Genomic DNA, 14,673 nt, shown 5'->3' on the forward strand with positions numbered 1-14,673 from the left:
TTATTAAACAAATAATTACTCTTTAAATATTCCTTTATTAATTTTGTCAAAAATAGTTCCTAGTAGTTGAATCATACTCATGGCAGATTTATAAAATTCTTGGAAGAGTAGTAAATAGCGGCGAACATCTTCTCTTTGGCTCTCTTCTAAATTTTGAGCGGTTGTCATTGCAGAGGCAAGTCGATCTTGAATTGCACCTGCATTTTTATTACTTCCCGCTTCGTCAATACGGACATCTTGGTTATCCATGATCCATTTTTTTACAGAAGCAAACAGTTGATCCTGGGCATTGGCAGCAGTTAAATCAACCCCGACAAAAGCTGCGCTAATATCTTGAACAACTTTGTAAACCGCATTAGCAAGTGAACCTGCCACATTGCGTCCACTAGTAGGGTTTGCAGCTTCAAGAGCTACCATTTGATCCCATAAAGTTTGTTTGAGATTTAAAAGTTTTTGAGCAGAGTCGGCAACAGGTTCGGCGGTAGGAAAAATTTGAGCAAAATAGGCACTTGCTTGTTGTTTATACTGTTTTTTATAGTCATCTAAATCGCCAGTATTGGGTAATTTGAAAGGAATTTTATTGTAAACTTGAATTTGGTTAGAGATATTTTGAATTCCTGTTAAAGTCGTTAAAATCTTTTGAGACAAACTTAAAGCTTGCTCCAAATCAGCCATTTTACCAGCCATTTGAGTATTGCCCGCGCCTATATACTCTAATTCAAGCATACTTTGCAGAGAGCGTCCTGGCGAAGCTAATACTGTTAAGGTCGAAATAATTCCTGTTCCTGGATTTTCAATATTGACAGTATATTGATGAGCTTCTAATTGTATCGATAACGCTGCATTCAGTGGTCCTAGAACATCAATTTGGAAATTAGGTAAGGATTTCCAACCCGTGAGGGTGGCTATTTTTGCTGAATCGCTTAAGGGTGCAGCATTGGGATCTGGAGGAATTCCTACTATCGATAGAGTTTTCATAATATCATTTAATGGTGTGACCATGGCCTGATTCATAAAACTTTGATAAGTATCAGTTCCGTTTGTGTCTTGGACACCTTCTTTTGCTAACTGTTTCAAGCTAGCGACTTGTTTTAAAATTAAATCATAATCTTCAGCCGTTAATTCGGAAGAGTCTTTTGAAAATATCGTTTTTAGAGGGGTGATCAAATCTGTATACTTTTGTAAGACATTGATGCTGTAATACTCTGTGAGGCTGACAGAGGCGGCACCTAGTCCTATAATGGCCACTTCCATACACACCCTCCTTACATTATGATTTATGCTTTGTTTTATGCATTGTCAATAAATTATTTTATTTATTACATCTCCATTTATTAAACAATGATATCTATGGATTTTCTGTAATTTTCCGGTTCTTGCCCTGCATACATTAAGCCAGTTCCAACGGAATAAACTAAGGAATAAGCGGGATCCATTACTTGTAATGAAAAGGCATAAAAATCTGTCGTTGTTAACAAAGTTGCCTTAAATGCTTCAGAGACTGCTTTTGCAGATTCGTTATTTTGATCGATTTCAAGTTTATTCAATTGATCATTGACTAAATTAATCAAAGACAAAGGAGATTTTAAATTGGCGATATCTCTAGTATCTGGATTAAAATGGCCAAACAAGGTATTTGCAATTTCTGCGCTAATAAGTTTAGCTAGTTGACCTCCACCTTGCGGAACAAGCGAACTGACAGATTGCTCAATCAGCTGAGCCAAATTAAGATGTTCTTGAGTAAATACATTTTGAGAAGACACTAAAATAACATCTTTTAAAATTTCATCAATCTGACTAGAAGGAATATTCAAATCTCTTAAATTCGATTCAAGATTGGCCTTAAATTGAGTCGAAGAAATAATAGTTCCTTCACTATCACTTAGTGTCCTTAAAATAACTTCATTTGCAATTGCATCAGCTTTAGCCAAATCATAAATTTTAGAATCGGACAAAATTAAACTTGCTTTGATTGAATCCGTTAATAATTGCGTATTTAAATTATCCTCAGAAATAGTAGTTGGTGAGGGTCTTAAAATGTCATTTTTAACCATTTCTTGTCCTAAATTCGCTAAAAAAGCCGCTTGATCTTTTGCAAAACCTTGTTGGATAAAATTAGCATTAATTTGGGTTTTTAAATCGGCATTCAGTTGATCACTTTGTATAGAAGCTTGACTAATAATGCTTGAAGATAATTCAGGAGGAAGTTGAGAAAGAATAAGTTGTTGAGAAATGCCTGGTAATCCTAAACTTGATTCTAATAATTTAGAAGAAGTAAGTAATAAACCTAAATTTAAATTGGCTGTTAGGGTGGCAATATCTGCTTTACTTAAATTTTGAAGAGCTGGGATGCCACTTAAAAATTCTTTAAGGGATTCTTCTGTCAATCCATGGCCAGTCAATTCATTAATACGGTTAGCAAAAGAAAGGGAAAATGAAAGGCTAAAAAGAGGACTATCTTGAGGAGTTGTTTCTAGCTGAGATAAAATAGGTGCTAAACTTGGTAAGAGTGCATCAATGCTACTTTGAGCAATTAAATCCGAGGATAAAAGCACAAGGTTATTTGAATATTCTCGGATTTGCTCTTCTGTTAAATTTAAGTTTGCATTTCGAAGAGCTTGTGCGAAGGCAGCTTGCCCTAAGATAGCTGTGATGTGAGGATTATCTAATCCAGCTGATTCAACTGTAAGCCCTCCTGCTCCTTGTGCATTATTTCCTTGAATGGGTTGCATAGCTTCCACAATTGTGTTAGGTGAGATTTTCTTGGCTAGTGGTTTAAAATTTAGCAAAGGATCCGGAACATAATCTCGATTAGGATTAAAAATGCTCAAGACTCGTAAAAAACCCCAATATTGGGAATTATAAATGATATCGGAGTCCACAGGTTTAACGATTTGCGTATAATATCCATCTTCAATGACTGGTTTGACTTCATTTTCGTTAAGCTGTTGATAGTCAGGGACTTTCCCAATAGCCAAGGAACGGGTTCCATTAGCAACTGAATAAGCATAGGCAGAGGGAGTAGGAATAGCCACAACTCCTGCGGCACCAGCAGCGGCAGGGGCTGCTTCTTGAGAAATTTCTGCGGTATTCCTAGTACCAGCTGCCGCCTGCAAAGGAACTGTTAGTTGATGTTTATCTAAATAGTCTTGTAGACCAAGATCTTTTACTAAATTATTGATCCATTCATTATTCGCCGTTGCTGCTTGATTATAAGAATTGGCTGTGTTGTTATAATTATTCAATTCATTTTTGCGGGATCCTATATAAGCATTGAATCCGGCTACTTGTCCAGAATAAGCCTGTGTGAGGGAGTTAAAGGTATTAACCTTGCCATCAGGAATTGTAACGGTTCCATTGCCATTGATCGTAATGCCATTTGCAGCAAGTTTAGCTATATAAGAGTTATAATTATTAATCAACTCTTGGTATTTTGATTTTTCTTGGCTATTTCCATTGTTAATATTATCAATGGCATTATTTTGATCATTAATTTGATTTTTTATCGCTTCATTAAGATTGTGAATTTCTGCCATTTTTGCTTCAGTGGCTTCTTTTGTTTGCTGCAAAGCAACTTCTCTCCTTGCAAACTCACCGACGAGGCCTAAAGCTTGAAGACCCGCTTCTCGGCTATCTTGTCGTCTTGTTAACTGGTCAATAAATTCAGCAGTACGAAATTGAAGATTAAGCTGTACTTTTGCTTCACTTAGTACTTTAAAAAAGTTGTCTAATGAACCAGAAATATCATTAGGAGCTAGAAGTGAAGGGATACTAACGGTTGCATTTGCAAATCGTTCATTTAATTCTTCTTTTGTGAAAGATTGAATTAGGCTATCTTGAACCGAGGATGGAAGGCTTTGAAAAACGGGATTATCTGTATAAGAAGAGTAAGATTGCAGGCCTTGGGTAGATCCACCAATGTTGTTAATATCTGACATGACCATTCTCCTTGTGTATGTGTCTCAGATTTTCCTCGCCAATCAAAAACAATGTCTATTATGAACGAGTAATAAAATTAATTAATTGTCAGAAATAATAATTCTATGCGCTTATTTTTATTTTAACATAGAATTAATTTTATTTTAGTTAGTTGTATAAAAATAAATAAAAATATTAATATTTAATAAAATTATGAATATCAAATACAATATAATTATATTTCCTCAACAAAACTATTCTGAATTATTGAACTATCAATTTTTAACAATTTCCACAGCAAGAAATCATTTAAAACAAAAAAACAATTATATAGGTATTGAAGCATGTTTTGAGGAACAAAAAATTGGATTTATTTTTGCTCAACTATTTAAAAACCAAACAGCTCAAATTTTTTCTTTATTCGTCGAAGAACCTTTTAGAAAACAAAAGATTGGACAAACTCTATTCGAACACTTAATCGATCTCTTAGTAAAAGAAAAAAAAATGGTGGCAGTCGGTTTTGAATATGAAGACCTATTTCCAGAATCTCTCATCATTGAGAAAATTTTGGCAAGACAAAAAAACTGGCATGTGACTCAACCTTACTTAATTCGTTACTATTTTGACAGTTATCAATTTGATCCTTCCTGGATTTATTTACCCTTTCGCCCTTTAGAGACCATAGAATTTTTTAAATGGAGTGATTTAACAGACAAAGATCATTCCATTCTTCAAGAAATGAAGCAAAACAATGAAATCCCTTCTTTACTTTGGCCATTTCGTGGAGAAGAAAAAATTGAATATCGGACTAGTGTGGGTTTGCGCTATAAATCCCAGCTTGTCGGTTGGTGTGTAACTCATCGTTTAGAAAATACTCTTCGTTATTCCATTTTATACGTACAAAAAAACTTGCAACGTTTTGGTTATGGAATTCAGTTATTAATTGAGTCTATCAAATTACATGACCAATTGATGCATGGAGAAGATCCTATTCCATTAGCTTTATTTGAAGTGCGACCTGAACAAATCAATTCTACGTGGGCTCGTTTTATAGAAAAACGACTCCTCCCTTATGCCATTAAAGTTAGTAAAAAAAAATGGGTCGTGAAATTCTATAATGAAAATATTTTGATTTAAAGACTTAAACGTAGCTATTAAAAGCCCATTTGAGTCTTTCGACACGATAAGAAAGAGGAATCAGTCGTTTTTTTATGAAACGAAGCCATGAGCGATCGATTTCTTCAATATTTGCTTCAAAAATAGCTTGTGGAATGGGTAAACGTTTGTGTCTGCGGATAGACTCATTAAGGATTTGTATTCCATACCCAGAATGTAAAAATGCATGGTCGATGTAAAGAGTATTATACCGGATGGTGTTAAGATTATCAGAATGAGTGATACACCATCCAATAATGGTGTCCAAATAGCGTAGGCCTACACTAGTTCCTAAATGAACGTGCTCCTCTTCTTTAAAAGGCGAAAGGCTAGGTAAGAATTGTCCTTGCTCTGCCTTATATTGAATATATTCTTTCTCTTTAAGAGTGAGCTCCTGCCAACTAAAAAGTTTGAATGTCGATGGCAAACGAGTGGGTAAATGAATCCAAGTTGGATCGAAAGTATAAGCATCAAAATGGCAACGAACCAGATAAAGTTTGGGGGGAAGCCACTGTTGATAAGACAGAATTTTTTCTATGGCGGGGGTAAATAGATCATTCTTTTCGTATTCAAAGCCAAAGGCATATATCTTATTTTCTTGTTTGAGATCGTTTTCTAGAAATTGAAAAAGAGCAAGCCCAAGTCCCTGTTTTCTAAACTCTTCTTTGACAAATAAAGAGTATAGTTGTGCTGTTTGATTGATAAAAAATACTTGAGCTACCGCGCATCCTACCATTTCATTTTCTATAAAAGCGGCGCAGGCGACAAGGTATCCCTCCTGTGCCGAAAATTGGTTGAAAAAGGGAAGGGTAGCAGGAGCAATCAGGTAAGAAGGGATGGAAGAGAAAGGAATTTTTTTAATTGAAAAAGAGTGTATCATGATCACTTTTTTTAAGGAACGCTGGACTAGATCCAGCGCCAGGAAAATGGTTAAGCTATTTTTTGATCATGTCGTTTAATAATAGGAGGTTTTTTCTCTGTAACTGTTTCTTTTTCAATCAGAATTTCACTGATTGTTTCATCAGAAGGAATTTCATACATTAATTCGCGCATCAAGTTTTCTAAAATAAGGCGCAAAGCTCTAGCCCCTGTCCCTGCTTCAATTGCTTGTTGAGCAATAGCCGCTAGTGCATCTTCAGTGAATTGGAGTTTCACTCCTTCGGATTCAAACATAGCTATAAATTGCTTAATAAAAGCATTTTTTGGCTCTGTTAAAATATTAATTAAATCAGGCAATTGCAACTCATTACAATTCGCGATGCTATTAAATCGGCCGACGAACTCAGGGATCATTCCAAATTGAATAAGGTCTTCAGGTTCGACTTTGGAAAGTAGTAAACTTTTTTGAGTTGGGTCAACCACTTCTCGATTGCTTCCATCAAAACCAATTGTATTTCGTCCTAACCTTTTTGCAATAATTTTTTCTAAATTAACAAAAGCACCACCTACAATAAAGAGAATATTTTCTGTATTCACTTTAATATACTCTTGATTTGGGTGCTTACGACCTCCTTTAGGAGGGACATTAGCAATTGTTCCTTCAACAATTTTGAGTAATGCTTGCTGAACACCTTCTCCAGACACATCTCGAGTAATTGATACATTTGCGGTTGTTCGATTGATTTTATCAATTTCATCAATATAAATGATTCCTTGTTCAGCCTTGGCTACATCGTAATCGGCTGCTTGCAAGAGGCGTAAGATAATGTTTTCTACATCTTCACCGACATAGCCTGCTTCTGTTAATGTCGTGGCATCTGCAATCGTAAAAGGAACATCTAAAATAGAAGCTAAAGTCTTTGCGATCAAAGTTTTACCTGAACCTGTTGGGCCAAAAAGTAAAACATTAGATTTGCTAAATTCAATTCCATCTGCTTCTTTATTTTTAGACCGGATTCTTTTGTAGTGGTTGTAGACACCTACTGAAATAGTTTTTTTTGCGCTTTCTTGACCGATAATGTACTCGTCGAGCTTCTCTTTGATTTCTTTAGGCTTGAGAATTTTAAATTCATAAGTGGAAGGAGCTTTTTTATCTAAAATTCCTGTGCATAATCGTACACATTTATCACAAATATATACATTAGGTCCTGAAATGAGTTTTTCAACGGCCTCTTCAGTTCTGCCACAGAAAGAGCAGCTAGCAAGTTCTTTTGTTAAAGACTTTTTACTCATGGGTGATTACTTTATCTAAAGGTTAAAAATTAAACTCTTTGTATTTATCGTTTAATGTATTCATATAAAAGAAAGAGCTTCATTTGGAGCGGTGCATTTAAATTTATGTAGAGAGCAGTCGATCTCAAAGACAGCCGTAGAGTTTTTATTTAAAGCAAGTTTGAGGATTTCTAAAACTTGCTTTTGAGAAAGAAGATCAAATTTTGTTTTCAGTTTATACACCCTAGATAAATTCTATCATGTTGTCTTTTTTTTGGGGACGACAACTTCATCAATTAGGCCATAATCTTTAGCTTCCACAGCACTCATGTAAAAATCTCTCTCTGAATCCGCAGCAATTTTTTCTAAAGGCTGTCTTGTGCTATCAGCCATGATATGATTCAATCTTTTCTTCAATTCGAGAATTTCTTTAGCTTGCAATGCAACATCGGCAGAAGTTCCACCGACACCACCATAAGGTTGGTGAATCATGATACGGCTGTTTGGTAAAGCAAATCGCTTACCTTTTGTTCCGGCGGTCAAAAGTAAGGCTCCCATCGAGGCTGCTTGCCCAATACAATAGGTATTGATATCACATCCAAGGTATTGCATAGTATCGTAGATCGCAAGGCCTGAAGTGATATATCCACCTAAAGAGTTAATATAAATATGAACATCTTTCTTAGGATCTTCCATTTTCAAAAAAAGTAGCTGAGCTACAACAACGTTTGCCACTTGGTCCGTGATTTCAGTTCCAATAAAAATAATGCGGTCTTTAAGTAAACGAGAGTAAATATCCATGGAACGTTCGCCACGGCCTGTATCTTCAATAACGTAAGGAGTTAAAGACATTTCAGGTCTTGGATGAGAAGAGTGTGACATATGAATCCTCAATTAAAATCATTAGCTTCAGATAAGTATTGAATGTGTTTTTAACAACTGTTCAATCATCTACGATGTATATGATTGCCAAACAATAAAAGATTTGGGTGAATTTATCAAGTTGATGGTGAATTTATCTGAAAAATAGCACCTATTAAAAATCATTAGCTTTAAAAAAAATAGAATTGGTGATTTTCTTTAAAAAAACAGGCGATGTCTAAGCAAATTAAAGTTTATGCAGTTTTTTCTGAATTTCCTTTCCAGTTTACTTGTCCGTTTTTATCAAGGTAAAAAATTCTCTTAATTTTAAATCATTTGAAAAATTTGATTGATTAGATTTAGTCAATTTGCATTTTTCAAATGATTCCTATTTAGATTTTTCCAGTTTTTTGTTTAAATTTTCCTGTCTAAATCAGTATCTAAAATTTAATTAATAATTAAACCCATTGTGCTTGATCTAGTAAGAATTTTTTAATTTTGCGATCTAACGCTAAATTATAAAGCTGCTCACGCAATTTCGATTTATCACCATAAATATCAATTTGGCTTTTTCCGCTAGGAATAAGAGCAATTTGCTTTGATAATTCTTGAGAAACTTCTTCTTCCGAAACTTCAAGTTTGTTATCTGCCGCCACACGACGGAGCAGGAAGTAAAGTTGAAGACCTCGTATCGTGCTATTTTCGATCATTTTCTCAATTTCTTCGTAATTTTGAGGAAGCTGGCTTTCTTGATCTAATTGCTTCAAGTAGTCATCTAAACGTGCCTGTTTATTGGATTCGATATAAGAAAGGGGAAGATCGAAGGGATATTTTTCGATAAGCTGATCTTCTAAATGATGAATGTGTTGTTTATAAATTTCTTCTTGGGCTTCTTGTTCTAAACGTTCGTTTAATTTTTGATATAATTCATCAACGGTTTGTAAACCTACTTTTTTAGCTAGTTCGTCATCAACCGTAGGCATGTTTCCTTGCCATATCGTTTTTACAGTTACACGAAAAGGAACAGATTTAAAATCTGGATCCGGGGATTGTTCGTTAGGCTGAGTCATTCCTTCAGCGCTAGCTCCCGCATTTAATCCAATGACTTTTTCTTGTATCCAAGAAGGTAAGCCAGATTGATTAACTTGAGTGCGTTGATTGTCGATAATGAGACGAGGTGTTTCTTCTAAAATTGTGACATCAACATTAATAAAATCTCCTTCTTGAACAGGACGATCTTCAATTGGTTGATAGGTCGTAAATTGTAAAAGAACTTGATTAAGAGCGTTCTTTTGTTCTTCGTCTGTCACCTGTACAGGAGCTTGGTGGTGTAAATGTAATTCTTGTGGTTGAACAGAGGGGATAGTGGGGCGTGCTTCAAACTCTAAAACAAAATGGGCTCCTTTTTCTTGAGTGCAATAGTGCACGATAGGGCGTTTTATATGGCCGTCTTTTAATGGGTGGATATGAGTGAGTTGTAAAGCATCATTGAATCCAGTTTGTAAGACGATATCAACACATTCTTTTTGAACATTAGACCCATATTTTTCTAGGATTAATTGCTGAGGAGCTTTTCCCTTCCGAAATCCTGGAATATTGATTTCTTTATTGATCGTTTTCAAAGCTTTTTGATAAGCAGCGACAACGGCTTCAGGTTTTACTGTGATGTCAAATTTGACTTGACAATGGGTGCCTCGGGTAATCTGAACGTTAAGATTATCATTACTAATGGTTTTTGAACCAGCTTCAGTCTCTTGATTTGACACGGAAAACCTCTTTGCTATAGATCTTATAAAAGCGGGTGATGAGATTCGAACTCACGACTCTCACGTTGGCAACGTGATGCTCTACCACTGAGCTACACCCGCATGTCATTAATAGATGTGAACAAATTTAGCTGGACTAGCTTAAATTTGCTTCAAAAAAGATCACAAGTATGATGCGATCTTGACTTTTAGCGGGTGATGAGATTCGAACTCACGACTCTCACGTTGGCAACGTGATGCTCTACCACTGAGCTACACCCGCAGATTCTTAATAAAATTCAGTTTAAATTAAACATAAGTCTCATGTGGAACGCATAATATAAAAAGGTAAGCTTTTTTCGGCAAGTAAAAAGTCTTTTTAAAAATTTTAAAAAAATAGACCAATTAAGCCAAATTTAATTCATTATTCTTGGAAAATTACAGAGAGGAAAAAGGAAAATATAAATTTTTGTTCGCATATTTAATGCTTTTTCGCTAATAACGAGCTTCCATCAAGAAAATGCTTTTTTAGTACTAATTTACAAACTCAACTTAAATATGCGAAGAGGAATAAGAAGCAAAAAATTTTGTTTTTGTCACTTGCTTATGTTTAAAATGAGTTACAAATTGAGATAATCACATATGTTAAATTTTCGAAAGCTAAAACACGATTTTTCACCCTCCGTTATTAAAGAAGGGAAAACACTTCAAGATAAAGGAATGGTCGTTTCTGTTAAAATTTTAAACTTGAAACCCGATGTAGTGCGATTGAGCTGTCGCGTGATGGGGAGTTTTGATAATTCGTATGAATCAGAGCTTGAAATTGATAGAAATGAATCAGTGATTATTGATTCCGATTGTGACTGCACTTATAAATATGATTGTCAACACTTAGCAGCTGTTTTGTTTTATTTAGAAGCTCATTTTAATGAAATTCTTGTTGCTTATTCTAAAGAAACAGATTTAGAAAAAGATGTCAGTGTTGATGACCAGGAAAAAGAAAACTTGAGAGAAACATTTAAAGAAGCAGAAACTAAAGAGCATGCGAGACAAGGTAAGAAATTCCAAAAAGAACTTTTAGCAGAATATATCAATGCTTCTCAGGTTTTAGGGCAATCTTCATTTTTTCTCCCTGAAGAAGAGATTATCCAAGATAAGGCGGAATTAGCTGTGATCTTTTTAAACCCTCAGAAAATGACTGAACAAGTTGAAATTCAATTAGCGCTACGTCTCCCTTTTCGCTCAAAAGCTTTAAATATCTCTCAAATTAAACTTTTTATCGATGCTATTCGTTATAATGAAGCTCTATACATTGGTAATAAAAGATACTTTTTTTCACTTAGCTCTTTTGATGAAGCCAGTTCAGAAGTTCTCAAGCTGATTATTGATTTTGCCAGATTTATTGATAAAGGAGATAAGCAACAACGATCGGCATTTATTGATACGGAAGCTTTTGGAACTCTACTAGCTGTTTCTTATGGGATTGCTGAATCGAAGTTTGCTTTAGCAGGCTCTTTGAATGATTTAGAAACAGAGCTTTATCCGATGCCTTGCATGTATCGCGGTACTTTAGAAGAACCTCTTCGATTAGCAATTAGTCCAGCACTTCTAAGATTTGAATTAAACTATTTAGAAGTTAATGCACCAAAAGTGTTATTGAAACCAAAAATTGTCCTACAAAATGAAGCGGTTATCGATTGTGATGAAGCGATATTATTTGAATGTGCAAAACCAGGTATGATTCACGGGAATACCTATTATCGTTTTCAACCTTTGATAAAAAGAAAACATTTACGTAACTTACCTTCTATCCGAGATATGACGATTCCGGAACCATTATTTGGTACTTTTGTGGAAAATTCTATGACAGAGCTTTCTCGTTTTGCAGAGATTGCTAATAAAGAAATGATCGAGCGGTTTGTGACACTTCCTTTTGTCGAAAAAGTAGCAGCAGAATGCGATATTCAATATTTAGACGGAGAATTAGAAGCTTCTTTAAATTTTGTCTATGGAGGTGTCAAGGTTCCAGCAGCTTCTTCTCAATTAAAAGTATCTCATATTTCCACTTTTGTGACTCCTGAAGGGATTTTAGCACGCAATCTGACAGAAGAACAAAAAATTATTGATCTTCTATTTCAAGATTTCGTTTATGATCCATCTCAGGGCCTTTATAGTGCTAAAAATGATAAGAAAATTGTCGAATTTATGACAGAGGTGATTCCCGCTCACCAAGATCAAGTGAAATTTAACTGCCCTGAAAATCTCTTGGATCAATTCATCTATGACAATTCCGTATTTCATTTGAATTTAAAAGAATCGAATCGAATTGACATGTATGAAGTCGAGGTCAAAGTTGATGGTTATTTGAATAATGTGACGGTTGATTTGCTTTGGGATTGTTTGTCATCTAAACGAGCTTTTATTGAATTGTCAGTCAAAAAAGGGAGTAAACGTAAATCTAAAACTGAAGAAAAAGGAACGTACAAAATTCTCATTTTAGATTTAGAAAAGCTTGCTCCTGTTATTCAAATTTTCGACGAAATGGGAATTAATCGTTTAGATCAACATAAAGAATTACGACCCCTTTGGAGTTTAGCTAGTTTAGATATCGAACAATTTGCTAATTTGCCAATTCATTTTTCCATGTCTGATAAACTAAAAGAAATTCAACAACAAATGTTAGGAAATCTTCCTTGCCCTTCAAGAGAGATACCAAAAACGATTAAAGCATCTCTTCGTAACTACCAAATTGATGGAATTCACTGGTTGAATCGATTAAGAGGCATGCATTTGAATGGGATTTTAGCTGATGACATGGGACTTGGTAAAACCCTCCAAGCCATTATTACATTAACGCAATATAAAATGGATCATCCGAAGCAGCCTTCGATTGTTGTATGCCCAACTTCCTTAGTTTATAATTGGCAGGAAGAGATTACTAAATTTAATCCTAAGCTAAAAGTTTTGCCAGTTGATGGAAATCCGAGCCAAAGGAAAAAACTTTTAAATGATCTCGATTATTATGATGTCATTATCACTTCTTATACCCTTCTTCAAAAAGACATTGAATTTTATAAAACAGTTCCATTTGGCTATATCATCTTAGATGAAGCTCAACACATTAAGAATCGCGGCACTCGAAATGCCCAATCAGTCAAAATGATTCAAGCAGCTCATCGCTTGATTTTAACGGGTACCCCTATAGAAAACTCTTTAGAAGAATTATGGAGCCTTTTTGATTTTCTCATGCCAGGACTGCTCAGTTCTTACGATCGTTTTGTGGAAAAATACATTCGACAATCGACAATATCGCAAGGGGGTAAAAATCTGGATAATTTACGTCGTAAGGTGGCTCCATTTATTTTAAGAAGAATGAAAAAAGATGTACTAGATGATTTACCACCGGTTTCGGAAATTGTCTATCACTGTCATTTGTCTAATATTCAACAAGAACTTTATCGTTCTTACGCGGCTTCTGCTCGTGAGGAATTGTCCCAACTCGTGAAAAAAGAAGGATTTGAGCGCGTTCAAATTCATGTTTTAGCGACGTTAACAAGATTAAAACAAATTTGTTGTCATCCAGCCATTTTTGCCAAAGATCGGCCAGAGAATGGGGATTCTTCTAAATATGAAATGCTTCTTGAATTGTTGCAAACTTTGATGGAGAGTAAGCATAAAACAGTTATTTTCAGTCAATATACTCGAATGTTGAACATTATGCGTGAGGATTTAGAAAAGCAAGGCATTCGATTTGAGTATCTGGATGGTTCAAGTAAAAACCGATTGAGTATCGTCAAAAAATTTAATGAAGATCCGAATATTCCTATCTTCTTAGTTTCTTTAAAAGCCGGAGGATCTGGACTTAACTTAGTCGGAGCCGATACTGTCATCCATTATGACATGTGGTGGAATCCAGCTGTCGAAAATCAAGCAACAGACCGTGTTCATCGTCTAGGACAAAAAAATTCCGTCTCTTCTTATAAATTGATCACTTTAAATACAATTGAGGAAAAGATTTTAGAACTTCATAATCGCAAAAAAGGATTAGTTAAAGAAGTGGTTAGCCGGGATGAGGACATGATGGCTAAATTGACTTGGGAAGAAGTCTTAGAACTCCTTCAAACTTAATCATCAATTTTTTAAATTTATTCTTCTTCATTCTTCTTAGCAGATCTTTTTGATTATCAATAAGATCTGCGTATTTCCAATATACGATGATAAATTAAACAAATTAGTTAAACTGAATTTTGGGTTTCTGCCTTTGATAATGAATAAGAAGAATAAAATTTAAATGACGAAAGACCTCCACATGATTTAAAACATTTTTTTTCCATTAAAGTTTAATAACCTGAATTTTGGGTTTTTAGGCAGCCATTAACAACAAGTGATGCTGCTCTGATAAATTTATAGATGGCTTTTTAGGTTGGTGAGTATAAGCAACAATCCCAGCTAATAGATTAATTAAAAAATTTCCGGTTTGCAGCATCTAGATTTAAGCCATTGCGGATGACTTACCGATGCAGGATTGATCCATTTGAAACTCTTGACGGCTTTGCAGCGTCTAAATTTAAACAGTTGCGAGAACTCACCGATGCAGGATTAGCCCATTTTAAAATTTTAGCAGATTCACTCAATTTAAAAATTATTAAAACCTTCAGTTGAGATTTTAAATGGGTTAGGAAAAAATCATAGATGCTTTACGAATTACTTTGAATATGAAAATTGCAAGTTAACTTTTTATTTTTTGCGTCATTTTTGGAAAAATCTGAGAAGCATTCATTTTTAAAAAGAAGAGTAGCTGTTTGATACAATCCCACTTTATTATAAGAAGGAAAGGGCTAAA

9 protein-coding genes, 2 tRNA genes and 1 pseudogene are annotated in these 14,673 nt (G+C 34.8%); 3 read left to right on the forward strand and 9 right to left on the reverse strand.

The window, feature by feature from the left end:
• Nucleotides 1-15: 15 nt before the first annotated feature.
• Together TY19_RS04745 and TY19_RS04750 are read right to left on the reverse strand one after the other, a co-directional pair.
• Nucleotides 16-1,254 (reverse strand): hypothetical protein, encoded by a 1,239-nt coding sequence (locus TY19_RS04745; protein WP_042280614.1) that lies wholly within the window; start codon nt 1,252-1,254, stop codon nt 16-18.
• An 80-nt stretch (nt 1,255-1,334) separates the two neighbouring features.
• Entirely contained in the window at nt 1,335-3,938 is a 2,604-nt protein-coding gene (locus TY19_RS04750) for a hypothetical protein (RefSeq protein WP_042280616.1), read from the reverse strand.
• A gap of 193 nt (nt 3,939-4,131) precedes the next feature.
• On the opposite strand from TY19_RS04750, the gene TY19_RS04755 reads away from it, so the two are divergent.
• Nucleotides 4,132-5,055, forward strand: coding sequence for a GNAT family N-acetyltransferase (locus TY19_RS04755; RefSeq protein WP_042280617.1), 924 nt, complete (start codon nt 4,132-4,134; stop codon nt 5,053-5,055).
• 4 nt (nt 5,056-5,059) lie between these two features.
• Here TY19_RS04755 and TY19_RS04760 read toward each other — a convergent pair whose 3' ends face one another.
• The 6 genes from TY19_RS04760 to TY19_RS04785 form a co-directional block, all read right to left on the reverse strand.
• Nucleotides 5,060-5,953 (reverse strand): GNAT family N-acetyltransferase, encoded by an 894-nt coding sequence (locus TY19_RS04760; protein WP_042280618.1) that lies wholly within the window; start codon nt 5,951-5,953, stop codon nt 5,060-5,062.
• A 50-nt stretch (nt 5,954-6,003) separates the two neighbouring features.
• Nucleotides 6,004-7,245 (reverse strand): ATP-dependent Clp protease ATP-binding subunit ClpX, encoded by a 1,242-nt coding sequence (gene clpX, locus TY19_RS04765; RefSeq protein ID WP_042280620.1) that lies wholly within the window; start codon nt 7,243-7,245, stop codon nt 6,004-6,006.
• Between the two features lie 237 nt (nt 7,246-7,482).
• Nucleotides 7,483-8,076 (reverse strand): ATP-dependent Clp protease proteolytic subunit, encoded by a 594-nt coding sequence (locus TY19_RS04770; RefSeq protein WP_039360024.1) that lies wholly within the window; start codon nt 8,074-8,076, stop codon nt 7,483-7,485.
• A 467-nt stretch (nt 8,077-8,543) separates the two neighbouring features.
• Complete coding sequence (tig, locus tag TY19_RS04775) at nt 8,544-9,851, reverse strand: trigger factor (RefSeq protein ID WP_042280622.1); 1,308 nt, start codon at nt 9,849-9,851, stop codon at nt 8,544-8,546.
• 30 nt (nt 9,852-9,881) lie between these two features.
• Nucleotides 9,882-9,953 (reverse strand) — tRNA-Gly (locus tag TY19_RS04780).
• Nucleotides 9,954-10,041: 88 nt separating this feature from the next.
• Nucleotides 10,042-10,113: transfer RNA gene (locus TY19_RS04785), tRNA-Gly, on the reverse strand.
• Nucleotides 10,114-10,472: 359 nt separating this feature from the next.
• On the opposite strand from TY19_RS04785, the gene TY19_RS04790 reads away from it, so the two are divergent.
• Nucleotides 10,473-13,958 (forward strand): DEAD/DEAH box helicase, encoded by a 3,486-nt coding sequence (locus TY19_RS04790; RefSeq protein ID WP_042280623.1) that lies wholly within the window; start codon nt 10,473-10,475, stop codon nt 13,956-13,958.
• Between the two features lie 235 nt (nt 13,959-14,193).
• On the opposite strand, the pseudogene TY19_RS14080 reads toward TY19_RS04790, so the two are convergent.
• Nucleotides 14,194-14,304: pseudogene (locus TY19_RS14080) on the reverse strand (IS982 family transposase); the annotation flags it as partial.
• A 32-nt stretch (nt 14,305-14,336) separates the two neighbouring features.
• On the opposite strand from TY19_RS14080, the gene TY19_RS14085 reads away from it, so the two are divergent.
• Nucleotides 14,337-14,492: a hypothetical protein gene (locus TY19_RS14085; RefSeq protein ID WP_320408604.1), complete on the forward strand. Its 156-nt coding sequence runs from the start codon at nt 14,337-14,339 to the stop codon at nt 14,490-14,492.
• Nucleotides 14,493-14,673: the final 181 nt, after the last annotated feature.

It is taken from the genome of Candidatus Protochlamydia sp. R18, from assembly GCF_000648255.1.
Lineage (GTDB): Bacteria > Chlamydiota > Chlamydiia > Chlamydiales > Parachlamydiaceae > Protochlamydia > Protochlamydia amoebophila.